This window comes from Streptomyces griseochromogenes, from assembly GCF_001542625.1.
Lineage (GTDB): Bacteria > Actinomycetota > Actinomycetes > Streptomycetales > Streptomycetaceae > Streptomyces > Streptomyces griseochromogenes.
In genome coordinates this window covers 10,647,675-10,671,293 of sequence record NZ_CP016279.1, presented here as the reverse complement: position 1 = coordinate 10,671,293, position 23,619 = coordinate 10,647,675, and the positions used below count along the sequence as shown (strand labels likewise).

At 71.8% G+C, this 23,619-nt stretch carries 22 protein-coding genes and 1 tRNA gene; 16 read left to right on the top strand and 7 right to left on the bottom strand.

All coding sequences use genetic code 11. The features are described from left to right. Positions 1-57 precede the first annotated feature (57 nt). Positions 58-1,473: a PP2C family protein-serine/threonine phosphatase gene (locus AVL59_RS46820; protein ID WP_067316570.1), complete on the bottom strand. Its 1,416-nt coding sequence runs from the start codon at positions 1,471-1,473 to the stop codon at positions 58-60. 610 nt (positions 1,474-2,083) lie between these two features. Between AVL59_RS46820 and AVL59_RS46815 the strand changes: the two genes are divergently transcribed. Beyond that, the gene (locus tag AVL59_RS46815; RefSeq protein ID WP_067316568.1) at positions 2,084-2,749 is read left to right on the top strand and encodes a bifunctional DNA primase/polymerase; all 666 of its coding nucleotides are present in this window, start codon (positions 2,084-2,086) and stop codon (positions 2,747-2,749) included. Between the two features lie 148 nt (positions 2,750-2,897). Next, positions 2,898-3,416 carry a hypothetical protein gene (locus tag AVL59_RS46810; RefSeq protein ID WP_067318584.1) on the top strand — a complete coding sequence of 173 codons (519 nt, stop codon included), beginning with the start codon at positions 2,898-2,900 and terminating at the stop codon, positions 3,414-3,416. A 253-nt stretch (positions 3,417-3,669) separates the two neighbouring features. Here the strand turns inward: AVL59_RS46810 and AVL59_RS46805 are convergent, their stop codons facing one another. The 3 genes from AVL59_RS46805 to AVL59_RS46795 form a co-directional block, all read right to left on the bottom strand. Continuing rightward, on the bottom strand, positions 3,670-4,635 hold the full coding sequence (locus tag AVL59_RS46805; protein ID WP_067316566.1) for a DUF5926 family protein: 966 nt from the start codon (positions 4,633-4,635) through the stop codon (positions 3,670-3,672). A gap of 268 nt (positions 4,636-4,903) precedes the next feature. Then, positions 4,904-5,542 carry an ATP-binding protein gene (locus tag AVL59_RS46800; protein ID WP_067316564.1) on the bottom strand — a complete coding sequence of 213 codons (639 nt, stop codon included), beginning with the start codon at positions 5,540-5,542 and terminating at the stop codon, positions 4,904-4,906. 248 nt (positions 5,543-5,790) lie between these two features. Next, positions 5,791-6,618 (bottom strand): glycerophosphodiester phosphodiesterase, encoded by an 828-nt coding sequence (locus AVL59_RS46795; protein WP_067316562.1) that lies wholly within the window; start codon positions 6,616-6,618, stop codon positions 5,791-5,793. Positions 6,619-6,913: 295 nt separating this feature from the next. Between AVL59_RS46795 and AVL59_RS46790 the strand changes: the two genes are divergently transcribed. Together AVL59_RS46790 and AVL59_RS46785 are read left to right on the top strand one after the other, a co-directional pair. After that, complete coding sequence (locus tag AVL59_RS46790; protein WP_067316560.1) at positions 6,914-8,413, top strand: S1C family serine protease; 1,500 nt, start codon at positions 6,914-6,916, stop codon at positions 8,411-8,413. Between the two features lie 339 nt (positions 8,414-8,752). Next, positions 8,753-8,839 (top strand) — tRNA-Ser (locus tag AVL59_RS46785). A 99-nt stretch (positions 8,840-8,938) separates the two neighbouring features. Here the strand turns inward: AVL59_RS46785 and AVL59_RS46780 are convergent. After that, positions 8,939-9,217 carry a hypothetical protein gene (locus tag AVL59_RS46780; protein ID WP_067316558.1) on the bottom strand — a complete coding sequence of 93 codons (279 nt, stop codon included), beginning with the start codon at positions 9,215-9,217 and terminating at the stop codon, positions 8,939-8,941. Positions 9,218-9,375: 158 nt separating this feature from the next. Between AVL59_RS46780 and AVL59_RS46775 the strand changes: the two genes are divergently transcribed. From AVL59_RS46775 to AVL59_RS46765, 3 genes are all read left to right on the top strand, one after another. Continuing rightward, positions 9,376-10,143, top strand: coding sequence for a MerR family transcriptional regulator (locus AVL59_RS46775; RefSeq protein WP_067316557.1), 768 nt, complete (start codon positions 9,376-9,378; stop codon positions 10,141-10,143). 149 nt (positions 10,144-10,292) lie between these two features. Next, positions 10,293-11,048 carry a GntR family transcriptional regulator gene (locus tag AVL59_RS46770; RefSeq protein ID WP_067316555.1) on the top strand — a complete coding sequence of 252 codons (756 nt, stop codon included), beginning with the start codon at positions 10,293-10,295 and terminating at the stop codon, positions 11,046-11,048. 81 nt (positions 11,049-11,129) lie between these two features. Then, positions 11,130-12,368 carry an MFS transporter gene (locus tag AVL59_RS46765; protein ID WP_237281839.1) on the top strand — a complete coding sequence of 413 codons (1,239 nt, stop codon included), beginning with the start codon at positions 11,130-11,132 and terminating at the stop codon, positions 12,366-12,368. Positions 12,369-12,380: 12 nt separating this feature from the next. Here AVL59_RS46765 and AVL59_RS46760 read toward each other — a convergent pair whose 3' ends face one another. Next, the gene (locus tag AVL59_RS46760; protein WP_237281838.1) at positions 12,381-13,187 is read right to left on the bottom strand and encodes a DUF4097 family beta strand repeat-containing protein; all 807 of its coding nucleotides are present in this window, start codon (positions 13,185-13,187) and stop codon (positions 12,381-12,383) included. Positions 13,188-13,548: 361 nt separating this feature from the next. Here AVL59_RS46760 and AVL59_RS46755 point away from each other — a divergent pair, with 361 nt between their 5' ends. Next, positions 13,549-14,580, top strand: a complete 1,032-nt coding sequence (locus AVL59_RS46755) for an esterase/lipase family protein (protein ID WP_079147320.1) — start codon at positions 13,549-13,551, stop codon at positions 14,578-14,580. Positions 14,581-14,614: 34 nt separating this feature from the next. Here the strand turns inward: AVL59_RS46755 and AVL59_RS46750 are convergent, their stop codons facing one another. Further along, positions 14,615-15,481 carry a bifunctional DNA primase/polymerase gene (locus AVL59_RS46750; protein ID WP_067316549.1) on the bottom strand — a complete coding sequence of 289 codons (867 nt, stop codon included), beginning with the start codon at positions 15,479-15,481 and terminating at the stop codon, positions 14,615-14,617. 367 nt (positions 15,482-15,848) lie between these two features. Between AVL59_RS46750 and AVL59_RS46745 the strand changes: the two genes are divergently transcribed. From AVL59_RS46745 to AVL59_RS46710, 8 genes are all read left to right on the top strand, one after another. Then, positions 15,849-16,169, top strand: coding sequence for a hypothetical protein (locus AVL59_RS46745; protein ID WP_067316547.1), 321 nt, complete (start codon positions 15,849-15,851; stop codon positions 16,167-16,169). 202 nt (positions 16,170-16,371) lie between these two features. After that, on the top strand, positions 16,372-17,523 hold the full coding sequence (locus tag AVL59_RS46740; RefSeq protein WP_067316545.1) for an acyl-CoA dehydrogenase family protein: 1,152 nt from the start codon (positions 16,372-16,374) through the stop codon (positions 17,521-17,523). After that, positions 17,520-18,509: a bifunctional MaoC family dehydratase N-terminal/OB-fold nucleic acid binding domain-containing protein gene (locus AVL59_RS46735; RefSeq protein ID WP_067316543.1), complete on the top strand. Its 990-nt coding sequence runs from the start codon at positions 17,520-17,522 to the stop codon at positions 18,507-18,509. Before AVL59_RS46740 ends, AVL59_RS46735 begins: the two co-directional genes overlap by 4 nt. 1 nt (position 18,510) lies before the next feature. Continuing rightward, complete coding sequence (locus AVL59_RS46730) at positions 18,511-19,536, top strand: acyl-CoA dehydrogenase family protein (protein WP_067316541.1); 1,026 nt, start codon at positions 18,511-18,513, stop codon at positions 19,534-19,536. Further along, a complete protein-coding gene (locus tag AVL59_RS46725) occupies positions 19,526-19,957 on the top strand; it encodes a MaoC family dehydratase (protein ID WP_067316539.1) in 432 nt (143 codons plus the stop codon). Before AVL59_RS46730 ends, AVL59_RS46725 begins: the two co-directional genes overlap by 11 nt. Beyond that, positions 19,954-21,120 carry a lipid-transfer protein gene (locus AVL59_RS46720; protein ID WP_067316537.1) on the top strand — a complete coding sequence of 389 codons (1,167 nt, stop codon included), beginning with the start codon at positions 19,954-19,956 and terminating at the stop codon, positions 21,118-21,120. Before AVL59_RS46725 ends, AVL59_RS46720 begins: the two co-directional genes overlap by 4 nt. Before the next feature lie 147 nt (positions 21,121-21,267). After that, positions 21,268-21,861, top strand: a complete 594-nt coding sequence (locus tag AVL59_RS46715) for a SigE family RNA polymerase sigma factor (protein WP_067316535.1) — start codon at positions 21,268-21,270, stop codon at positions 21,859-21,861. 102 nt (positions 21,862-21,963) lie between these two features. Beyond that, positions 21,964-23,619 (top strand): long-chain fatty acid--CoA ligase, encoded by a 1,656-nt coding sequence (locus tag AVL59_RS46710; RefSeq protein ID WP_067316533.1) that lies wholly within the window; start codon positions 21,964-21,966, stop codon positions 23,617-23,619.

Below are 23,619 nucleotides of genomic sequence, written 5' to 3'. Positions count from 1 at the left end.
GCCCCGGGCCGGATGACCTGTTATGCCCGCTCATGCCAGACGGCCGCGGGCGGGCTCTCAGTCGAAGCGGGCCGCCAGCAGCACCACGTCCTCCTCGCTGTCTGCCGTGTCCATGCCGTCCGGCAGTACGGTGCGCAGCACGTGGTCGGCGATGGCCCCGGGGTCGCGGCGCAGCGTGCGCGGGATGCTCGCGGCGGCCGCGTGCAGCCGGGCGAAGGCCCGGTCCATCGGGTCGCCGGTACGGTGCAGCAGCCCGTCGGTATAGAGCAGGACCGTCTCTCCGGCCTCCGCCTGGATCTCCACGCTGGGCGCCTCCCAGCAGGCGAGCATGCCGAGCGGCGCGGAGACGGAGGTCTCGGCGAACTCGGTGCGCCGCTCGCCGATCAGCAGCGGCGGGCTGTGCCCGGCGCCGGCCAGGGTGACCTTGCGCAGGGCGGGCTCGCAGTAGGCGAACAGGGCGGTGGCCGAGCGGGCGGGCTCGGTCAGCCGCAGCAGCAGCTCCAGGTCGGACAGGACGGCGACCGGGTCCTCGCCCTCCATCACGGCGTAGGCCCGCAGGGAGGCGCGCAGCCGGCCCATGGCGGCCACCGCGCTGGGGCCGGAGCCGGTGACCGAGCCGACCGAGAGCCCGAGGGCGGCGTCGGGCAGCGGCAGCGCGTCGTACCAGTCGCCGCCGCCGCGCGGGCCGGTGCGGTGCCGGGCGGCGAGCTGGACGCCGGCCACCCGCGGCAGCCGGGACGGGAGCAGTTCCTCGGCGATGGTCGTCAGGCACGCGCGCGTGCGCTCGACCTCCAGCAGCCGTGCGAGGTGCTCGGCGGCGTGGCGGACGTACAGGCCGACGAGGTGGCGGCGGCGCTCGTCCGGTTCGGCGGGCTCGTCGTACAGCCACACGGCGGCGCCGAGGCGGCCGGCGGCCTCGGCGGACAGGGGCAGGGCGTAGCTGGCGGCGTAGCCGAGGCGGGCGGCCACCTCGCGGTGGCGGGGGTCGAGGCCGTCCTCGGCGAGCAGGTCGGCGTGCACGATCTCGGTGCCCGCGCCGGCGTCGAGGAGGGCGCCGTGGGGGAGGGCGCCGCGCGGCACGGTCTCGATGTGGCCGAGGTCGGCCCGGCCGAGGCCGAGGCCGATGGTGGCGCTGGGGCCGAGTCCGTCCGCGGGTTCCAGGACGACTAGGCCGCGGCGGGCGCCGACCAGGGCGGATCCGGCGCGCAGCAGTTCCTGGAGGGCGGGTTCCAGGGCGTCCGTGCGGGACAGGCGTTCGGTGAGTTCGTGGAGGGTCGTGAGGTCCGAGACCCAGCCGGCCAGCCGGTCCTGGAGCAGGGTCCCGGGCGCGGGGCCGGTGGGGGTGGGGAGGGCGCGAGCGGCGTCCGGGGAGGGACCGGCGTCCGGGGTGGGGGGTGCGGGCGCGACAGTGTGTGCGGGCGTGGGAACCGTTGGATCGATTCCAGCCACTTTCGGAGGGTGCGGGGCGTTCATGGCGTCCGGCCTTCAGACCGGTGCGTATTGCTCAAAAGCATCGCAAACCCCCATGTCATTCTGCGCCGCTAGCAGTGTCTCCACATGTACACGCACTCGTGAGGGGATGTCCAGCATTGTCCTGCGGGGATTCCTGGTGTCCATGGGCGTGATGTGGGTTTCTTTCGAAACCCTTGCCTTACTGCCAAGTTGGCTTAAAACTGCCTCGGGTAACGGTTCATTGCGGTCGACTGGCCTTGCTCCACAGAGCGTCACAGCGGTCGTGATGGGTACGTACTCGGAGAAGGCCAGGGGTGGTTGGGGGCCACCCGGAACCTGGCGACGGACCCGGGCGTCATAGCCACCGACGGCCGAGCCCCATCCTCCCGTGGCGGAGGCGGAGAGAAATACGCGCGACGGCAAACGCCATGCTTCGCCACCCTCACGCCGCAACCGTGCTTTTGACGGACGCACTACGGACGCGGACGCGGCCAACGCTCGACCCCTTGGGGTTCCCCCTGTCTGCACAGGGGTGTGATGCGCCAATAGGTACGCACAGTGAAGTGATCGACACATGGTGTGATGTGGTCCACGGTGTTGCCAGCGGTGCAACGGAAAGGAACGAGCGCTCATGCGCGAGATCCTCAAAAGGCGACGCAGGCTCCTGTCCAGGCGGAACGACAAGAGGCCTGAGCTGATCAGCGAGGCCCTGACCTTCGCGACCCAATGGCAGTGGCCCGTACTCCCGGGTGTGGCCCCGGACCCGCAGGGCCGGGCCCGCTGCGGCTGCCCCGACCCGGAGTGCACGGTGCCAGGCGCACACCCATTCGACCCCGGTCTGCTCGCGGCCACCACCGACGCCCGCATGGTGCGCTGGTGGTGGACCAACCGGCCGGACGCGCCGATCGTCCTCGCCACCGGAGGCCAGGCGCCCTGCGCGGTCAGCCTGCCGGCCGCCGCTGCGGCCCACGCCCTCGACCTGCTCGACCGGCGGGGCATGCGCCTCGGCCCGGTGGTCGCCTCGCCGACCCGCTGGGCGGTGCTCGTCAGGCCGTACTCCATGCAGCAACTGGGTGAACTGCTGTACGCCAAGGACTTCGTGCCCGGGTCGCTGCGCTTCCACGGCGAGGGCGGCTACCTCGCCCTGCCCCCGTCCGAGACCGGCCACGGTGCCGTCCGCTGGGAGCGCGCGCCGCTGCCCGGCTCGGCCACCCCCTGGGTGCCCGACGTGGAGGCGGTCGTGGACGCCGTGGTGGACGCCCTCACTCGTACGGGTGTGAGCGCGCCCGAGTTGTAGGGCTTTCGGGCGCGGCCGGGCGTTTTGCCTGTCCGCGGTCGTTATCTTCCGCTACATGCTGCGCATTTCTGGGGGTCACGGCGCTAGGTCGCCGCATCGCGGTGGGCCGGACCCCCGCAGGCTTCGTCTCCTCGCCCTCGTGGGCGTCATGGCGGCGGCGGTAGCGCTGCCGCTGGCGGTGGCGTCCGCGGGGCAGGTGAGCGATGTGCCGGGGCCACGAGGACACGGTGGCCGGACCGGTGCGAAAGCGTCATCCGACGACGCGAAACTGCCCTCCGTCGACCCTTCCCGCTCCCCCCTGCTGCTCGGGCTGGGCCTGGCCACCGCCGCCCGCTGCGGCCCTGATCTCTCCTCCCCCGAGGGCATCGAGGCGCAGACCTGTGTGCTGACCCAGGGCGAGGACACCTGGGCGCGCGTCTACTACCGCAACGCCACCGGCAAGGCCGTGGACTCCGTGCTGAGCCTGATGGGGCCGGGCGGCCGCACCGTGGAGACGAGTTGCGCCGTGGGCGCCGACGACGAGCCCGCCACCTGTGAGACGCCGCGCCAGCACACCCGGGGCTCGTTGGACGACTACACGGCCGTCGCCGAGTTCTCCGCGCGCGGCGCCGACGGGCCGCTGCTGCTGCGCTCGGCGAGCAACTCCGACAAGCAGAACGGGAGTTGACGCTCCCTGGCGCTCCGCAGGGTGGTGTACACCGCATGCGGACATGGAAAGACCCGGTTGCTGGCGACGGGGGATGCACCAGCAACCGGGCTACTGGAACGGTAACAAGAGATCGGCGGTTCGCAAATTCGATCTCGGCTATTCGGACACCGATTTCCCTGCGGAGACGGGGAGTTGTGACAGGAGTCACCCGTTCCGGTGCCCTCGTCACGGCTGACCGGTCGGTCAGCCGTGACATGTGTGCGAGAGCGACTCAGTTGAGCGTGACCTGCCGGTTGGTCAGTCCCCCGCGCGCCCGGCGCTCCTCGGCCGTGAGCGGCTCCTCGACGGCGAGGGCGGCGGCGAGCCGCTCGGCGAACTCGGCGGCCGGCTTCTCCGTGTCCTCGGCCGTGAAGCCCTTCGGCAGGTCCCAGACCGGCACCACGAGGCCGTGAGCACGGAAGGAACCCACCAGCCGGGTGCCCTCGCCGAGGCTGGAGCGGCCCGCGGCGTGCAGCCGGGCGAGAGCGTCCAGAAGCCGCTCCTCCGGGTGCGGCATGACCCAGCGCAGGTGGTTCTTCTCCGGGGTCTCGCACCAGTACGCGCAGTCCACACCGGACAGCTTCACGGTGGGGATGGCGGCGGCGTTGGCCCGCTCCAGGGACGCGGCCACCTCCGGGGTGGCGTTCTCCGCGTCCGGCACCCAGAACTCGAAGCCGCTGTGCACAACTGGCTCGAACGTGCCTTCGGGGTCGAGCAGGTCCTGCAGCCGCGGACCCTCGGCGGGGGCGCGGCGGCCCTCCACCGGAGTGCCCGGGGCGGCCGACAGCGCGCGCTGGAGGGTGTCGGCGAGGTCGCGGCTGATGTCGCCGGAGGCCGTGTCGTTCTGCAGGCCGAGCAGCACCGAGCCGTCGTCGCGGCGCAGCGCGGGCCAGGCCATCGGCAGCACCGTGGCGAGCGTGACCGACGGGACGCCCTCGGGCAGGCCTTCCCTGAGGGGCAGTTCGACCGTCGCGGCCGGCACCAGTTCGCGCAGCGCCACCCAGTCGCCCTCGCCCGGCAGCCCCTCGAACGGCCGGTGCACCAGCTCGGTCGCGGCATGTGCGGCGGCCCGGCCGTGGCACGCCTTGTAGCGCCGGCCGCTGCCGCAGGGGCAGGGTTCGCGGGCGCCGACAACCGGGACCTCTGCATCGCTGAGCTGAGGCCGCTTGGTCGTCGTCTGAGGTCGCTTCTTGGCCATCGTGGGTGTCTCCCGGTTGCGGCTCGTCTCGTACGGGCGGGAGCCTAGTCGTTCGCGCCACCACCGACGGGAACCTGTGGACAACGGGCCCGTGGCCGAGGCCGACGGTGTGAACCTGTGGACGATTTCCGCGTCTTCGCGTGGGCTCGGCGGAGACCGGCGGGGGCCCTCGTCCGCCCGCGAAGTGCGGGTCCTCGGACGTCCGGGAAGTGCGGGTCCTCGGACGCCCACGAGGCTCGGTTCAGATCCTCGGGCGCGTCCGCCTGCCTCAGTCCAGGTCCTCGAACGCGTCCGCGAAGTCCAGTTCGGCCATGGCCGGGAGAGCGGGGGAGATGACGCGCGTAGCGAAATCGGCGCGGCGGCCCCCGGCATCCGGATCGTGCACGTCCACGTGGACCACCACCCAGACCGTGACCTCGCCACGGGTGTCGTCCCGGACCCCCCAGTCGTCGGCGAGGGCGGTGATGATGTTCAGCCCGCGGCCGCCGTGCGCGGTGACCGACGGGGTCGCCGGAGCCGGGCGGGTCGGGCCGCCGCCGTCCGTGACCTCCACGATGAGCCGCCCGCGCGCGTCCACCCGCCAGGCGGCCCGCACATCGCCGTCCCCGGCCGGAGCGTCGCCCAGGGGACGCCCGTGTTTGCAGGCATTGCTCAATAGTTCGGAAAGGATCAGTACGGCATCGTCGATGACCGGTTCCGATACACCACCGCTGCGTAGTTGCGACCGCATCCGGTGCCTGGCCTTTCCCACGCCCGCAGGGCCATGGGGTACGGCCATGCTCGACGACGTGGGCACCTCCTGTGCCACCACCAACGCCACCCCCGAGACCTCCTTTGCCCCACGCCACGGTGTGGATGCCCCATTGGCCTGTACCGGAAACCGGCCAGTCCCCTTCCGGTGACGCACTCGTAAGGAACGAACACGGATCGAACGCGCCGGAGCACTCCCTGTGACGGGTCTGTCGTCGTGTGGCTTGATTTCAATGGTGTGGCCGAGAGTGGAGGATGCTGGAGCCCGGCGGCCGGGTCAAGGGGTGCGGACCGGTCCTTACCCGGCTCTTGGCCTCCGCCTCTCCGTCGTCTTCTCCGTCGTCTGCTCCGCGCTCTATCTCCGTGCTCTTTCTCCGTGCTCTCTCTCCGGATCTTTCTCCGCGATCAGCGGCCCAGCTGTCGCAGCACCGCGCGCGGGCGGTTGGTGATGAGGGCGTCGACGCCCAGCTCGACGCAGAGGTCCACGTCCTCGGGCTCGTTCACGGTCCAGACGTGGACCTGGTGACCGGCGCGTTTCAGCCGCTCCACATACGCCGGGTGGTTGCGCACGATGCGGATCGAGGGGCCCGCGATCCGCACCCCCGCGGGCAGCCGTCCGTCGCGCAGCCGGGGCGAGACGAACTGCATCAGGTAGACCGTCGGCATCGTCGGCGAGGCGGCACGCACGCGGTGCAGCGAGCGCGCCGAGAAGCTCATGATCCGCACCGGCGATGTGGCGGCGGAGGCCGGCGCGTCCAGTCCGAACCGCTTCAGCAGGTGCAGCAGCCGCTCCTCGACCTGGCCCGCCCAGCGGGTGGGGTGCTTGGTCTCGATGGCCAGCTCCACCCGCCGTCCGGCGTCCGCGACCAGCTCCAGCAGCCGCTCCAGGGTGAGGACGGAGGTCTCCTCGCGGTCCTCGGGACGGTGCTCCCAGTCGGGCTCCTCGTCGCGTCCGCGCCAGGCCTCGCGGGTCTTCCAGGAGCCGAAGTCCAGTGCGGCCAGCTCGGCCAGTTCCAGGGCGGAGACGGCGCCGCGGCCGTTGGAGGTACGGTTCACCCGCCGGTCGTGGACGCAGACCAGGTGGCCGTCGGCGGTCAGCCGTACGTCGCACTCCAGGGCGTCCGCTCCGTCCTCGATGGCCTTCTTGTAGGCGGCCAGTGTGTGCTCGGGGGCGTCCTCGGAGGCCCCCCGGTGGGCGACGACCTGGATGGGGTGGTGTGGTGCGTGGGTCACCGCGTCATGGTGCCACCGACGCGGGGTACGCGGGGCGGCGCAGGTGCGTCCGTGCGACGAACGCGGGCGTACACCTGTCGCTTATATGACCTTTGTCCGAAAAATACTATATAAAGAATGGTCCCGGACCCACAGCCACCGCTTATGGTGCTCTGACGGCCCGTGGGAAAAGCTGACTGCATACAAGCGCGACACTGGACCACGCACAGTTGCTTCACGCCGGACCCGACGACAGCGTGAACGAGCGTGACCGAGTGCGACCCAGGACACCAGCCGTGGATCGAGGAGAAGAGCTGTGAGCACCGAGAACGAGGGCAACGCGGTACCCCCGGCGCCGTCCGCACCTCCCGTGCCGGTGGCATCTCCCGCTGCTTCCCCGCAGGGCCCCGCGCCCGAGGGGAACGCACCGACGGCTCCGCTCCCGCCCGTGCCGCCCGGCACCCCGGACGCGCCCGAGCAGGGCCCCGCGCCGGCCGCGCACGCCCAGCAGGGCCCGTCCGACGGGTACCAGCCGCCCGCCGGCCACCCGGGCCCCGCCCCGGACGGCTCCTGGCCGCCGCCGGCCCCGGCCACGCCCTCCTACGGCGACGGCGGCGCCGGTGCCGCGGGCGCCGTCTGGGGTGCGTCGTACCAGCAGCCCGCCCCCAAGCCCCGCAGCGGGCGCGGCGGGCTGGTCGCGGCGGTCCTGGTGGCCGCGCTGGTCGCGGGCGGCCTGGGCGGCGGCCTCGGCTACACCCTGGCCAAGGACAACGACGACAGCGGCTCCACCACCGTCTCCGCCTCCGACGGCAACGCCGCGCAGGTCAAGCGCGCTCCCGGCACGATCGCCAACGTGGCCGGCAAGGCGCTGCCGAGCACGGTCACCATCGAGGCGGAGAGCACCAGCGGCGAGGGCGGCACGGGCACCGGCTTCGTCTTCGACACCCAGGGACACATCGTCACCAACAACCACGTGGTTGCGGAGGCGGTGGACGGCGGCAAGCTCACGGCCACCTTCCCGAACGGGAGGAAGTACAACGCCGAGGTCGTCGGCCACGCCCAGGGCTACGACGTCGCCGTCATCAAGCTGAAGAACGCGCCCTCCGACCTCAAGCCGCTCGCCCTCGGCGACTCCGACAAGGTGGCCGTCGGCGACGAGACGATCGCCATCGGCGCCCCCTTCGGCCTGTCCAACACGGTCACCACGGGCATCATCAGCGCCAAGAACCGCCCGGTGGCCTCCAGCGACGGCAGCTCCGGCAGCAAGGCGTCCTACATGAGCGCCCTGCAGACCGACGCGTCGATCAACCCCGGCAACTCGGGCGGCCCGCTGCTGGACGCCGCGGGCGCGGTCATCGGCATCAACTCGGCGATCCAGTCCTCCAGCAGCGGCGGGTTCGGCTCGGGCCAGTCCGGTTCGATCGGCCTCGGCTTCGCGATCCCGATCAACCAGGCCAAGTACGTCGCCCAGCAGCTGATCAAGACCGGCAAGCCGGTGTACGCCAAGATCGGCGCGTCCGTCTCCCTCGCGGACTCCACCGGCTCCCCCGGGGCCTCCACCGGCGGCGCGAAGATCACCGACCAGGGCGTGGGCGGCGCCTCCGCGATCGAGTCGGGCGGCCCGGCCGACAAGGCCGGCCTCAAGCCCGGCGACGTCATCACCAAGCTCGACGACAACGTGATCGACAGCGGGCCGACCCTGATCGGCGAGATCTGGACCCACAAGCCCGGCGACAAGGTCACGATCACCTACCAGCGGGGCGGCCAGGACCACACGGTCGACCTCACGCTGGGAGCGCGGTCGGGCGACAACTGACCCGCCTGGGACAAGGGAAGGGCGCCTCTCGGGGAGGGGCGCCCTTTGCCTGTGACCTCACCGGGCCGGGTCCAGCGGCACGGCACACGGGAACGGCGCGGACCTCGGCGACGGGAAGGGGAGTGACGCCGCTCTCCGGGTCCTTGATGCCGCATGAGCCGTACGGCAGTGCGCTCTCGCGCCGCTCACCAGCCCTGGCGGTCCCGGGAGTTGGGCTGTCGCGTCGTCCGCGCGCCGGCCGGGGCGGCTCTCGTCGGCGAGGCCCGTGACGGCCGCGCCCCACGATCCCGCGGCGGGCCGGTAATCTGTACCCGCGCCGCCGGTCTCCGGCGGAAGCGGGGAGGCGTGCCCGAGCGGCCGAAGGGAACGGTCTTGAAAACCGTCGTGGCAGCGATGTCACCGTGGGTTCAAATCCCACCGCCTCCGCACAGGTCATAAGGCTTGCAGGTCAGAAGGGGTGCCTCTCACGAGAGGCACCCCTTCTGCGTGGGGGAGCGGGAAGTCGGGCGCTGTGGCGCGTGGGTTTCAGTTGCCGCCGTACTCCGGCGCGGAGTAGGGAGCCTCCTGGGGGGCGTAGTGCGGTTGGGCGTACTGGTAGCCGCCGCCGTACGTGGCCACGGCATTGGCCTCAGAGTTGGCCACCGCGGTGCCGCCTCCGATGGCCACGGCGTTGGCCTGCGAGTTGGCCACGGCGGTGATCCGCGGAGGGGGGCAGTAGTCGTCGGCGAAGCTGACGCAGACACCGAGGGCGGACAGCCCGGCGACCGCTGCGGCTACGACGGCGGCGCGCTGAAACCTGCGCATGGTTCGAACCTTCCTTGCTGAGCGTGTAGGCCTGCGTTGACTGCTCAGCGTGAGAATAAACGTATGGCTTGTATCAATTTGGGATGATTCGCACCCTCCCGGTGTCGTGTCGTTCCACGGCTTGAACCTCACGCGGTGTCAGGACGCATCGTTGTTCCATGACCACCTCCGAGACCTGGAAGGTCGGCCGACTCGCCGAGGCCGGCGGGCTGACCGTGCGCACGCTGCACCACTGGGACACCATCGGGCTGCTCAGCCCCTCGCGGCGCACCGCGGGGGGACACAGGGAATACACCGAGGACGACCTCGTCCGGCTCTATCAGGTGCTGGCGCTCCGTAGCCTGGGACTGCCCCTGGACACCATCGGCGTGTGCCTCGATGCCGGCGTCGACCCGGTGCGGCTGGTTCGGGACCACTTGGCCGGTGTGGAGGAATCCATCGCCGCGCTCGGTGTCCTGCGGGAGCGGCTCGCGCGACTCCAGGACGAGCTGTCGGCCGACCGGGCCCCGACGGCCACGGCTCTGCTCGATGCGCTGCGGGCGATCGGCGGCCCCGGCCCCGAGGGCGAGCACACGCTGAGCCGCCACCTGGATGCCGGCCAGATCCACATGCTGCGGACCCGTGCCGCCGCTCTGGGGCCCGCGACGCACTATCTGCTCGAGGTCGAATGGCCCGAGCTGTACCGCAGGGCCGAGCGGCTTCGTGCGGCCGGAATTGCGCCCGCCGACCGGAAGGTGCGCCGGCTGGTGGACCGTATGGACGAGCTGAGCGCGTTGTTCAGCGGTGGCGATGCCGGTATTTCCGCCGGGGTGAGGGCTGCCTGGCGTGACGATCCGGCCGCCATGTCGGGAGAACCCGGTGCTCCGGCCGGCGAATGGCGAGAGCTGGCCGACTATCTGGACCGCGCTCGCGACAGCCGCGCCTGACCGCCGGGCGCAGTGGCCACACGGTCGTCCTCAGGTGCAAAAGCACCGAACGTATTTCTACTCCAGTAGCTTTCGCCGGGTGCAGTAGCTTGCCGATGCCGCCTGGAATCGCCGGCAGCCGCACCAGAACAGCAACCGGAGAGTCACCCATGTCCCGAAAGGCGCCGTACCTCGCCGTGGCCGACGCGCTGCGCGCACGGATTCTCTCGGGAGAGTGGGAGATCGGGGAGCGCCTTCCGTCCCGGGTGCGGTTCGCCGAGGAGTACGGGGTCGGTCGCAACGTCCTGCAGCGGGCCATGGACCGTTTGATCGCCGAGGGCCTCCTCGAAGGACGCGCGGGCTCGGGCACCTACCTCCGTAGGCCGCGCGAGCGCCTGCGGATGGTGCGCTCGCGGCACCGTGCGCGCCTCGGCTCTGCCTCCCGTGCCGGTACGAAGGAGCGGGGAAGGGCCACTGCCTGGGATGCGCACAGCCAGGTGCGTGTTCCCGCCCCCGAGGCGATCGCCGAGCGGCTCGCCATCGACCCCGGGGATCTCTGCGTCAACACGCACTACGAATTCCTCGCCGACGGGCGGCCCGTCCAGCTCTCCGAATCCTGGGAGCCGATGGCCGTCACGGACGGAACGCCGATCGTCCTGCCCGAGACGGGTCCCCTCGCGGGAAAGGGGGTGGTCGAGCGCATGGGCTCGATCGGCGTGGTCGTCGAGACGGTGGTCGAGGTGCCGCGCCCGGCTCGTGCCACCCAGGCGCAGGCGAACCTGCTGGGGATCGGCGTCGGGGATCTGGTGCTCCAGATCGAGCGGACCATCTACGACACCGGCGGGCGCCCGGTGGAAACCGCCGACATGGTCATTCCGGATGTGTGCCGGGAAGTGGTGTACGAGTTCGCGGTCGAGCGTCCGTAGCCGCTCCCTTCGGAAGAGCAGCGATTCCCAAGCCGACAGTAGGTGATTCGAATGGCAGTGCGCTCTTTTCGGCTCGGGCTCTTGCGGGACCCGGATTTCCGGCGGCTGTTCGCCGCTACCGCGCTCGGTCAGCTGGGCGACCGCGTCATTTTCCTCGCGCTGCCGCTGGTCGCCATCGCGGCATTGGACGCCGGCGAGTTCCAGGTCGGACTGCTGACCGCGATGACCACGGCGGGATCGCTCCTGGTCGGGTTGCCGGCGGGCGCCTGGGTGGACCGTATGCGGAAGCGATCGGTGATGGTCGGCGCCGATTTCGTGAGGGCGCTGGTCCTTTTGACGATTCCGGTGGCCTGGTGGCTGGACCTCCTGACGATCTGGTGGCTCTGTGCGGCCGCCCTGGTCCATGGAGTGCTGACGGTCTTCTTCGATGTCGCGTACGTCAGTTATCTGCCGCACCTGGTGGGGCGCGGCAATCTTGTCGAAGGCAACTCGAAGCTCTCGGCGATACGTTCGGTGACGAGCATCAGCGGGCCGGCGGTGGCGGGGCCGCTGATCGGCTGGGTCGGCGCCCCCGTCACGCTGGTGGCGAGTTCGGCGGGGATGGCCATGTCGGGCCTGATCGCCATCGGTATCCGCAAGCGGGAGCGGAAGCCGGAGCCGAGCGCGAGCGAGCGCCCTCGGTTGGGGCGGGACATCAAGGAGGGGCTGAAGTTCGTTCTCAAGCGTCCCGTCCTGCGCGCGGTCATGCTGGGGGACGCGATATTCAACCTCTTCCTGATCATGTATCAGACCATGCTGCTGGTCTTCTTGGAGAGGCGCATCGGACTCGAGTCCTTCGGCATCGGCCTCATTCTGTCCGGCATGGGGTGCGGGGCCCTGCTGGGTGCGCTGGTGGCGGCCGGGGTCTCGCGGCGGATCGGACAAGGCCGGGTCATCTGGCTCGCGTCGCTGGTCACTTGTCCGCTGACGGTTCTGATGCCGTTGGCGCGACCGGGTTGGAGCCTGTACGTGGCTGCGATCGGGCTCGCGGCTCTCTCGCTGGGCGGAGTCGTCCGCTTCGTGGCTCAGGCAAGTCTCCAACAGGCCCTCACGCCCGATCGGCTCCTGGGCCGGATGAGCGCGACGGCCCGGTTCGTGTCCTGGGGCGGCATTCCCCTCGGCGGGGTCCTGGGCGGAGCCTCGGGTTCCGTGTTCGGCTCGGCGGCCACCTTGTGGATCGGCGCGGCGGGCATGACGGTGAGCGCCCTCCCGGCCTTCCTGTCACCGCTTCGGACCATGCGCGAGTTGCCCGAGGGCAAGGACGCCGAGCCGGTCCGCTGAGAGGAGGTGCGCCTAGGCGGCGGTGATCTCCACGTCACCGGAGGACGTCTTCGCGGTCAAGGTGGCTTTGGCGGAGGGGAGGCTCGGGACCTTCACCTCGCGCTTGCCCGAGGTGGTGGTCACGTCGACCTTGTACGGGCCGCCGGGAACCTTCAGCGTCGTGCTGCCGGATCCGGTGTCCGTCGTGACCGACACGGGCGCTTTCGTGAAGCCGAGGCGGGTGGTGCCGGAGTAGGAGCGGACGTCGGCGTCCGGGCCGCTGAGGCCGGAACCGGTGATGCTGCCCGAGGACGTCTCGACCGTGAGCGGGCCGGTGACGCGCGCGGCGACCACGTCACCGGAGCTGGTGTGCACGTCGGCGGCCGCGACCCCGGCCACGGTGATCCGGCCGCTGCTGTTGCTCAGTTTGACCTTGGCGGAGGCGGGGACCGTCAGCTCGTAGTCGATGTAGCAGTTGTCGCAGCCGTTGGTGAAGGTGAGCACCCCGCCGTCGACCCGCTGGGTGGGCTTCGGCGTGCTGTCGTCGCGGTAGTGGACCGTGCGGTGGATGGTGACGCCCGGTCCTTCACCGGTCTTGACGTCGATGGAGCCGCGGCGGGCGTCGCCGACCTCGACCGAGGTGACGGCCGTCCTGACCGTGGCGTCCGCGGTGGTGCTCTTCATGTCGCCGTCCGTGCCGGAACAGGCCGTCAGCAGGAGGCCGACGGTGAGGGCGGCGGGCAGCAGGGCGTATCGGCCGGCGACGGCCCCGGTGTTCGTACCTCGTAACCGCCTGCTCCACATGGCTCGCTCCCCTGTCTTCTCGTCGGCTCTGGCCATCCATGATCCCGGCCACGGCCGTGGCACGGTATCCGGCTGACCGGTCCGAGCACACGGGGGACAACCCCACGTTCGGATCGCGGATCCCCCGGTCGAGAAGCCGTCGGCCGACGAGGAGGCCGCCCGCGTCAGGCGGCCGTGCGGTGACGGCGGCGGGCGGCGGCCTCTGTTCCGTGGTCGCGTCCGCCGCCGGAGCACTGCCGTGCCGGACCCGCGGCGGGGTGATCCGCCCACCCGGCTGACCGCGCGTGCGCCGAACGGCCGCACGTGGCGCGCCGTGCGTGAACGCCGTGTGGCGGCTGCCGAAGCTTGGGCCCGTCCGAGCCCACCGACGGCCCGTCACCAGGAGGTGCGCACCCCGATGCGCCGAGTCCTCAAGGCCGCAGTCGCCGCACTGATCACCGCGGCCTGCCTGATCACCGCCGGCCCTTCCGCGTCCGCGGCGCCCCCGGCCCCGCGGCATGCCGTTGCCGAATCCCCGCCCCCGGCCCCGCGGCAGGGCGTCGCCGATCCCGCGTCCGCGCCGTCCGCCGACCCGATCGGCAGCCTGGGGGCGGTCAGCGCGAGCGCGGCCCTGCTCGCCTCGGTGCCGGACCCCGATCGCTCTCCCGAAGGGGCCAACGACTTCGGCTGCAAGCCGACGGCGGCCCACCCCTACCCGGTGGTGCTGGTCCACGGCACCGCCGACAACGCCTACGGCGGCTGGAGCGGGCTCGCCCCGGTGCTGAAGAGCGCCGGCTACTGCGTCTTCGCCCTCAACTACGGCGAGAGCAAGCCCCACGCCCTGCTGAAGGCGACCGCGCACATCCCGGACTCGGCCAGGGAACTGGCCGCCTACGTCGACCGGGTGCGCGCCGCGACCGGAGCGAAGAAGGTCGACCTGGTGGGCCACTCCCAGGGCGGCGGGCTGATGCCCCAGTGGTACCTGCGCTTCGACGGCGGCGCCGCGAAGGTGCACCAGCTGGTGGGCATCAGCCCCAGCAGCCACGGCACCACCGGAACCGGACTGGTCCACGTGATCGACGCGGTGACCGACGTGGCGGGGCATGCCGGCAAGCCCCTCGGCCTGGACAGCCCCGCGTTCAAGGACCAGACGATCGGCTCCCCGGTGGTGCAGCAGCTGTACGCCAAGGGTGACACCGAGCCCGGAGTCGACTACACCAACATCGTCACCAGGACCGACCTGATCGTCACCCCGTACACCAACCAGTTCCTCACCGCCGGTCCCGGCGCGAGCGTGGACAACATCCTGCTGCAGCGCGTGTGCCCGCTGGACCTCACCGGTCACATCGGCGTCACCTACGACCCGAACGTGTACCGGCTGGTGCTGAACGCCCTCGATCCCGCCCACGCCGAACCGGTGCGCTGCGCCCTCATGCCCGTTCCGGTATAGCCCGTGTCGCACCGCGAGGCCCTGGAGACCTCCGTCACGGCCGGTGTCCCGTCATCCGCGCCGCCGACGCGATCGTCGCCCGGGCCTCGTGTTCGGTCAGGCCGGTGTGGAGGGCCGCCTCGATCAGCGGGGTGAGCAGGGCCGGTCCGAGGCCGTTCTCGTAGGCGCGGCAGGCCGCCCAGAACAGGCGGGTGTTGCGCTGGCCCTCGTGGGCGGTCAGGACGAACTGGACCAGGCCGCGGCCGTGGTCGCCGGTGGGCGACGGCGCCCGGTGCGTGGCGCGCGGCGGGGGCAGCAGCAGCCGGAGCAGGGCGGGTGGGCAGGCGGCGGGTGCCAGGTGCGCGGTGCCGGGGGCGGTGGCGTACGCGCCGTGTCCGGTGCGGGAGCCGGGGCCCACGAGATAGCCGCCGGCGCCCCGGATGTCGATGCCGGGGGCGAGCCGGCCGGCCGAGTTGGGGACGACGACGTCGGGCGGGCCGGTCAGCCACAGGTGGCGGCCGCCGCTCGGGGTGAGGACGACCACCGTCTCGGGGATCGTGAACAGATGCCGCAGGGCCAGTTCGCCGAGGGCGGCCGAGGAGTCGGTGCCGGACTTGGTGTCCAGGTCGACGCCGATGAGGTGGTGCGGGGGCAGCCCGCAGGCGATGCCGTAGCCGGTGGCCCAGGGCGCGGCGGCGAACAGCTCCCGGATGCGGGCCGGGTCGGTGGAGGCGTCGTACACGCCGTGGCCGAAGCGGCCGCACTCGCCGTGGCACGGCCCGGGGGCGGGGTCGTCGCGGTGCGGGGAACGCAGGGCCGGGAGTTTCGTCCGGGACAGGGGGATGACGGCCAGTCCGCGTTCGGCGGCTGACAGGGCGTGTGCGAGGGCCAGCGTCGTGGCCTGCCGGTCGGTGGTGGCCATACCTCCATGTTCGTACGTGCGTTCGAAAAAGGGAAGGGGAGCCGGTGGTGACGCGCCGGGGCGGGAAGGTTGGCCGGAAAGGCGCCGGAACGATTCAGCTCTTGTGGCGCTTGGGGGGTAAAGGTCTGTTCTGGCATGAGGTGTGACATGAGTTGACCAAAGATGGCGATAGGGGTTTATCGACTTGTCATCACGCTTGCGTGCGAATCGCGGCTTCCGGGGTGGTTCGCCGGGGATTCGGTGGGCAACTCTGGATGCGCGACGTCGTTCACAACGCCGGGGTGGTCGGCCAACTGCCTTGGTGCCAGCCGTACTTCACCGTATTCCCGGCCCTAGGGCCGCACAGTGCTCGGTTCTGGAGGAACACATGGCAAGCATCCGTACCGCCCGCGTTCTCGCCGCCGTCTCCGCTCTCCCTCTCGCAGCCGCCCTCTTCGCCGGTGTCGCTGCCGCGGACAACGGCGCCATCGCGGACAACGGATCGAGCGCCAACGCCGGTGTGGCGAGCGTCATTGGCAGCGGTGTCGGCCACGACAACCACGGAAACTCGTCCACCACCCAGCAGAACGCGGTCGGCTCCGGTGCCACGAACCAGAGCAACACCGCACAGGTCAACGGATCCGCGTTCACGGGCATCCAGCAGGGCAACGGAAACCTCGCCGTCCACTTCACCCCCCTGTGGGGGTGAGCAGGGGCCGAGGCCCCTTGTGGTGAGGGTCCTCGGGGGGTGTGCTTCGGGGTCATGAGGCGTCTGCGCGGCGGTGCTTCGGTGTCGTCGCGCAGACGCTTCGCCGTGCGCGGTCATGGGTCCGTGACCTTGACAGAGATGACGATCTGACGGACAGTCAGAAATCGTCTCTGTAGGGTACGCAAGGCCGGGAGGGCCCGCCGTGCACCTCGCCCCCACCGAGCGGCAGCAGCGTCTGCGCGCCGAACTCCGTGCCTACTTCCGGACCGTGATGCCGGGCGGCGGTGAACCGGCCGACGCCCGCGCCCTGTTGCGCCGCATCGGCGCGGACGGCTGGCTGGGCCTCGGCTGGCCGGTCGAGTACGGCGGCCAGGGGCGGGGCCCGGACGAGCAGTTCGTCTTCTTCGACGAGGCGCAGCGGGCCGGCGCCCCCGTCTCCATGGTCACGCTCAACACGGTCGGCCCCACACTGATGAGGTACGGCAGCGAGCGCCAGAAGGCCTACTTCCTGCCCCGGATCCTGAGCGGCGACCTGGTCTTCGCGATCGGCTACACCGAGCCCTCGGCCGGTACCGACCTCGCCTCGCTGCGGACGCGGGCCGTACGGGAGGGCGAGGACTGGCGGGTCGACGGGCAGAAGATCTTCACCTCGGGTGCCCAGCACGCCGACTGGATCTGGCTCGCCTGCCGCACCGACCCGCGGGCGCCCAGGCACCGGGGCATCTCCCTCCTCCTCGTGCCCACCGACGCCCCCGGGTTCTCCTGGACGCCGATCGAGACCGTGGGCGGGCAGACGACCACCGCCACGTATTACGACGGCGTCCGCGTCCCCGCGCGGAACCTGGTCGGCGCCGAGAACGACGGCTGGTCGCTGATCACCAGCCAGCTCAACCACGAACGGGTCGCCCTCGCCGCCATCGGGATGCAGGCCGAGGACTTCCTGGCCGCGGCGCTCACCGCCGCCCGCACCCCCGATCCGGTGAATGGAAGGCGCCGCATTGACGAGTCGTGGGTGCGTTTCCGGGCGGCCGAGGCGCATGCCCGGCTGGCGGCGAATCGCCTGCTCAGCTGGCGTTTGGTGGCGGACGTGGGGGCGGGCCGGCTGACCCCCGGCGAGGCGAGCGGGGTGAAGTTCGCGGGAACGGAAGCGGCTGTCGCGACGTATCGCATGTGTCAGGAGATCGCCGGAGAGGCGGGACTGGTCCGCTCCGGTTCCCCGGGGGCTCTCGGGGACGGCGAGCTGGAGCGGCTGAACCGGGCGGCGCAGATCAACACGTTCGGGGGCGGGGTGAGCGAGGTGCAGCGGGAGATCGTCGCGACGATGCGGCTCGGGATGAGCAGGGGGCGCAGGTGAGCGAGGAGAGGGACGAGGCGGGGACGCGGCTCAAGGAGACGGACGAGGTGGGGACGCGGCTCAAGGAGTTCGAGGGGCGGCCCGCCGCCGTCGCCGCGGTGGGCAAGGACCCGGTGAACGCGCCGATGATCCGGCACTGGTGCGAGGCGATGGGCGACACCAGTGAGGCCTACCGCGGACCCGGTGCGATCGCCCCGCCCACCATGCTCCAGGCGTGGACGATGGGCGGCCTGACGGGCCACGAGGGCCGCACCGGTGCCTACGACGAACTCCTCGGCCTGCTCGACGAGTCGGGCTGTACGTCGGTGGTGGCCACCGACTGCGAGCAGGAGTATCTGCGGCCCCTGCGCCCCGGCGACGAGGTCACCTTCGAGGCGGTGATCGAGTCGGTCTCCGACCGCAAGACGACCAGGCTGGGCACGGGGTACTTCGTCACGACCCGCATGGACGTACGGGTGGACGGCGCGCTGGCGGGCACCCACCGCTTCCGCATCCTCAAGTACGCCCCGGCACGCCGCAAACCCCCGGACCGGCGTCCTCGGCGCCCCCGCCCGGTGGTCAACCGGGACAACGCCGGCTTCTGGGAGGGCGTGGCCGGTCACCGGCTCCTGATCCAGCGCTGCACGGGCTGCGGCACCCTGCGCCACCCCTGGCTGCCGGGCTGCAACTCCTGCGGCTGCCTGGACTGGGACACGGTCGAGGCGAGCGGCGCCGGCACGGTCTATTCGTACGTGGTGATGCACCACCCGCCCTTCCCGGCCTTCGCGGAATCCGGTCACGCCGCCGTCGCGGCGGGTCCCTATGCGGTCGGCCTGATCGAACTCGCCGAGGGCGTGCGCATGGTGAGCAATGTGGTCGGGGTGCCGTACGACAAGGTGCGCATCGGCCTGCCGGTCCGGGCGGAGTTCCGGACCTACGAGGACGAAGGTGCCGAGGAGGGCGCACTGGTCCTGCCGGTCTTCCGGGTCGTCGAAGGCGAGGGCTGACATGGACTTCACGCCCACCGAGGCCCAGGCCGGGGCCCGCGACCTGGCCGCGCGGATCTTCGGCGACCTCTCCACCCACGAGCGGCTGAGGGCTGCCGGCACCGGCAGCGACCCCGAGCTGTTCAAGGCCCTGTGCACGGCCGGCCTGGTCGGCGCCGTGGCGGAGCTGGGCCTGCTCGGCCTCGTCCTGCTCCTGGAGGAACAGGGACGTACGACGGCCCAGGTGCCCTACGCGGCGACCTGTGTGTACGGCTCGCTGGCGATCACCGCCCACGGCACACCCGAACAGCGGGAGCGGCTGCTGCCCGGCATCGAGGACGGCTCGGTGGTGGTCGCCGGGGCGCTCCCGGCGCAGCCGGGAGTACGGGCCGTCGCGCGCGGTGAGCTGACCGGCTCCGTTCCCTTCGTCCCCTGGCTCCGGGACGCCACCCACGTCCTGGTCGCCGACGCCGCCCGCCGCCTGTGGCTCGCCCCGCTCGGCGAGGGCACCGCGATCACCCCGGTGGAGCTGACGGCTCCCTGGTCGGCGGCCCGCCTCACCCTGGAGCGGGCACCGGCGCAGCCCCTCGGCGCCCCGGGCGCCTACGCCGACCTCCTCGCCACCGCCCGCACCGCCTTCGCCGGGCTCCAGGCCGGGGTGTGCGCCGGGTCGCTGGCACGGGCGGTGGCGCACACGAACACCAGGGAGCAGTTCGGGCGGCCGCTCGCCACCCGGCAGGCCGTCCAGCTCCGGGCCGCCGACGCCCACATGGACACCGAGGCGATACGGGTGACGGCCTACGAGGCCGCCTGGCGCCGGGACGCGGGGCTGCCGTACGCCACGCATGCGCTGACCGCCGCCTGGTGGGCCTCCGAGGCGGGGCAGCGGGTCGTGCACAGCGGCCAGCATCTGCACGGCGGGGCGGGGGCCGACGTCGACCATCCGGTGCACCGGCACTTCCTGTGGGGGCGGCAGTTGGACGCCCATCTGGGCTGCGGGGCCGAAGTGCTCCAGGAACTGGGGGAGTTGATCGCGCATGGGGAGTGAGAAGCGGGCCGGGAGGCCGGTGGCGGGCACCGAGCTGCCGCCGCTGGAGATCCCGGTCACCCGCACGCTGATCGTGGCCGGGGCGATCGCCTCCCGGGACTACCAGGACGTGCACCACGACGCGGAGCTGGCCCGGCAGAAGGGCTCCCCCGATGTCTTCATGAACATCCTGACGACCAACGGGCTGGTCGGCAGGTACATCACGGACCACTTCGGCCCGACGGCGGTCCTGCGCAAGGTCGCCATCCGGCTGGGGGCGCCCAACTATCCGGGGGACACGATGGTGCTGTCGGGCCGGATCGAGGAGGTCGACGGCGACACGGCGACGGTGCGCGTGGTCGGGGCCAACGCGATAGGCAGGCATGTGACCGGCACGGTGACGGTCACCGTCCCGGCCCCGGACGGCGAGGCCGCGTCATGAGCGTGCGCACCCGCGACACCCTGGGCGGCCGGGCGGCGGTCGTCGGCATCGGAGCCACCGAGTTCTCCAAGGACTCCGGGCGCAGCGAACTGCGGCTGGCGGTGGAGGCGGTGGGGGCCGCGCTGGCGGACGCGGGGCTCACACCGGCGGACGTGGACGGGCTGGTCACGTTCACGATGGACACCAGCCCGGAGATCACCGTGGCGCAGGCCTGCGGGATGGGCGAGCTGTCCTTCTTCTCCCGCGTCCACTACGGCGGCGGGGCGGCCTGCGCGACCGTGCAGCAGGCGGCGCTCGCGGTGGCGACGGGCCTGGCGGAGGTGGTGGTCTGCTACCGGGCCTTCAACGAGCGCTCGGGCCGCAGATTCGGCGCGGGCGTGCGGCACCGCGAGCCCTCGGCGGAGGGCGTCGCGCTGGGCTGGGCGCTGCCGTTCGGGCTGCTCACCCCCGCCTCCTGGGTGGCGATGGCGGCCCAGCGGTATCTGCACGCCCATGGGCTGACCCCCGAGGTGTTCGGGCACGTGGCCGTGGTGGACCGCAGACACGCGGCGACGAACCCGGCGGCCTACTTCCACGGCCGCCCCATCACCCTCGCCGAGCACGCCGCCTCCCGCTGGATCGTGGAGCCGCTCCGCCTCCTCGACTGCTGCCAGGAGACCGACGGCGGGCAGGCCCTGGTGGTGACGTCCCTGGAGCGGGCCCGGGACCTGCCGCGGCCGCCGGCTGTGATCGCGGCTGCCGCCCAGGGCTCCGGCCGGGCGCAGGAGCAGATGACCAGCTTCTACCGGGACGACCTGACCGGCCTGCCGGAGATGGGCGTGGTGGCCCGTCAGCTGTGGCGGACGTCGGGACTGGGCCCGTCCGACATCGACGTGGGGATCCTGTACGACCACTTCACCCCGTTCGTGCTGATGCAGCTGGAGGAGTTCGGGTTCTGCGCCGAGGGGGAGGCGGCGGACTTCGTGGCCGCGGAGCGGCTGCCCCTGAACACCCACGGGGGCCAGCTCGGGGAGGCGTATCTGCACGGGATGAACGGGGTGGCGGAAGCGGTGCGCCAGCTGCGGGGCACGGCGGTGAACCAGATACCGGGCGCGGCCCGGACCCTGGTGACGGCCGGCACCGGAGTGCCGACGTCGGGGCTGGTCCTGACCGTGGACGGATGAGCCCTCAGGGGGGAACCCGCAGAAGCGGTGACCTCCTGGTCCACCTTCAGGAGGTGTAGAGGACCCCTCCCCTACAACCTGAGGGGGACCCTGCTTCGGGACCTGGGACCGATCCGCCGCGGGGCTGTCCGCTCCTAGCGTGGAGCCATGACCACACCCGTCTGCACCAGCGCCTCGGCGGCCGCCGCACCAGGGCGGCAGGCCCACCCCCACTCCCGGATCCGCGCGAACGGGGGGAACGCCACGTACCCGTCGTTCGCGTCGTACGTGCGGGCCCGCCAGCCGGTCCTGCTGCGCACCGCGCGCTCGCTGACCGCGAACCCGAGCGATGCCGAGGACCTGCTGCAGACCGCCCTCACCAAGACCTATGTGGCCTGGGAGCGGATCGAGGACCACCGGGCGCTGGACGGCTATGTGCGCCGGGCGCTGCTGAACACCCGGACCTCGCAGTGGCGCAAGCGCCGGGTGGACGAGTTCGTCTGCGACGAGCTGCCCGAGCCGGAGCCCGTACGGGGCGGCGACGACACGGCCGAGCGGCAGGCACTGCACGACGCCATGTGGCGGGCGATCGCCAGGCTCCCCGCGCGGCAGCGCGCGATGGTCGTCCTCAGGTATTACGAGGACCTCAGCGAGGCCCAGACGGCCGAGGTGCTCGGCGTCTCGGTGGGCACGGTGAAGTCGGCGGTCTCACGGGCCCTGGGGAAGCTGCGCGAGGACCCCGAGCTTGGACTCGTGCGTTAGGGCCTGGTTTTTCCCCTCCCTAGTGACATACCGCTCGGTATGTGAGCAGAATCGGCGGCAACCTCTACCACCGCGTAGGCAATCTCGCCCGGGAGGACCGCCGTGCTGAGCACCATGCAGGACGTACCGCTGACCGTCACTCGAATCCTCGTGCACGGGGTGCTGGTACACGGCCGGTCCCAGATCACCACCTGGACCGGTGAGGGCGAGCCGCAGCGGCGCAGCTTCGCCGAGGCCGGAGTGCGCGCGGTACAGCTGGCGAACGCCCTCAAGGACGAACTCGGCATCCGGGGCGACGACCGGGTCGCCACGCTGATGTGGAACAACGCCGAACACGTCGAGGCCTACTTCGCGGTCCCGTCCATGGGCGCGGTGCTGCACACGCTCAACCTGCGCCTGCCGGCCGAGCAGTTGGCGTGGATCGTCAACCACGCCGCCGACCGCGTGATCATCGTCAACGGCTCCCTGATCCCGATGCTCGCCCCGCTGCTGCCCAAGCTGCCGACGGTCGAGCACATCGTCGTCTCCGGCCCCGGTGACCGGTCCCCGCTCGCGGGCGCCACCGCGCGGGTGCACGAGTACGAGGAGCTGATCGCGGGCCGTCCGCAGCGCTTCGACTGGCCCGAGCTGGACGAACGCCAGGCCGCCGCGATGTGCTACACCTCCGGCACGACCGGCGAGCCCAAGGGCGTGGTGTACAGCCACCGTTCGATCTACCTGCACTCCATGCAGGTGAACATGACCCAGTCGATGGGCCTGACGGACCAGGACACCTCGCTGGTCGTGGTCCCCCAGTTCCACGTCAACGCCTGGGGCCTGCCGCACGCCACCTTCATGACCGGCGTCAACATGCTGATGCCCGACCGCTTTCTGCAGCCCGCCCCGCTCGCCGAGATGATCGAGCGGGAGAAGCCGACGCACGCGGCCGCCGTCCCCACCATCTGGCAGGGCCTGCTCGCCGAGCTCACCGCCCGTCCCCGGGACGTCTCCTCCCTGAGCCAGGTCACCATCGGCGGCTCGGCCTGTCCGCCCTCCCTCATGGCGGCCTTCGACAAGCTCGGCATGCGGGTCTGCCACGCCTGGGGCATGACGGAGACCTCCCCGCTCGGCACGGTGGCCCGCCCGCCGGCCCACGCGGTCGGCACCGAGGAGGAGTTGGCCTACCGCCTCACCCAGGGCCGCTTCCCGGCCGGCGTCGAGGCCCGCCTCACCGGTCCCGGCGGCGAGCGCCTGCCCTGGGACGGCGAGTCGGCGGGCGAGCTGGAGGTGCGCGGCCCGTGGATCGCCGGCGCCTACTACAACGGCCCCGACGCCGAACCGCTGCGCCCCGCCGACAAGTTCAGCCAGGACGGCTGGCTGAAGACCGGCGACGTCGGCATCATCTCCCCCGACGGCTTCCTCACCCTCACCGACCGCGCCAAGGACGTGATCAAGTCCGGCGGCGAGTGGATCTCCTCGGTCGAGCTGGAGAACGCGCTGATGTCCCACCCGGATGTCGCCGAGGCCGCCGTGGTCGCCGTACCCGACGAGAAGTGGGGCGAGCGTCCGCTGGCCACGGTCGTCCTCAAGACCGGCGCGAGCATCGACTTCGAGACCCTGCGCGCCTTCCTCGCGGAGGAGGGCAAGATCGCCAGGTGGCAGCTGCCCGAGCGGTGGACGGTCGTCGAGGCGGTCCCGAAGACCAGCGTGGGCAAGTTCGACAAGAAGGTGCTGCGCAGGCGGTACGCGGAGGGCGAGCTGGACGTCACCAGCATCTGA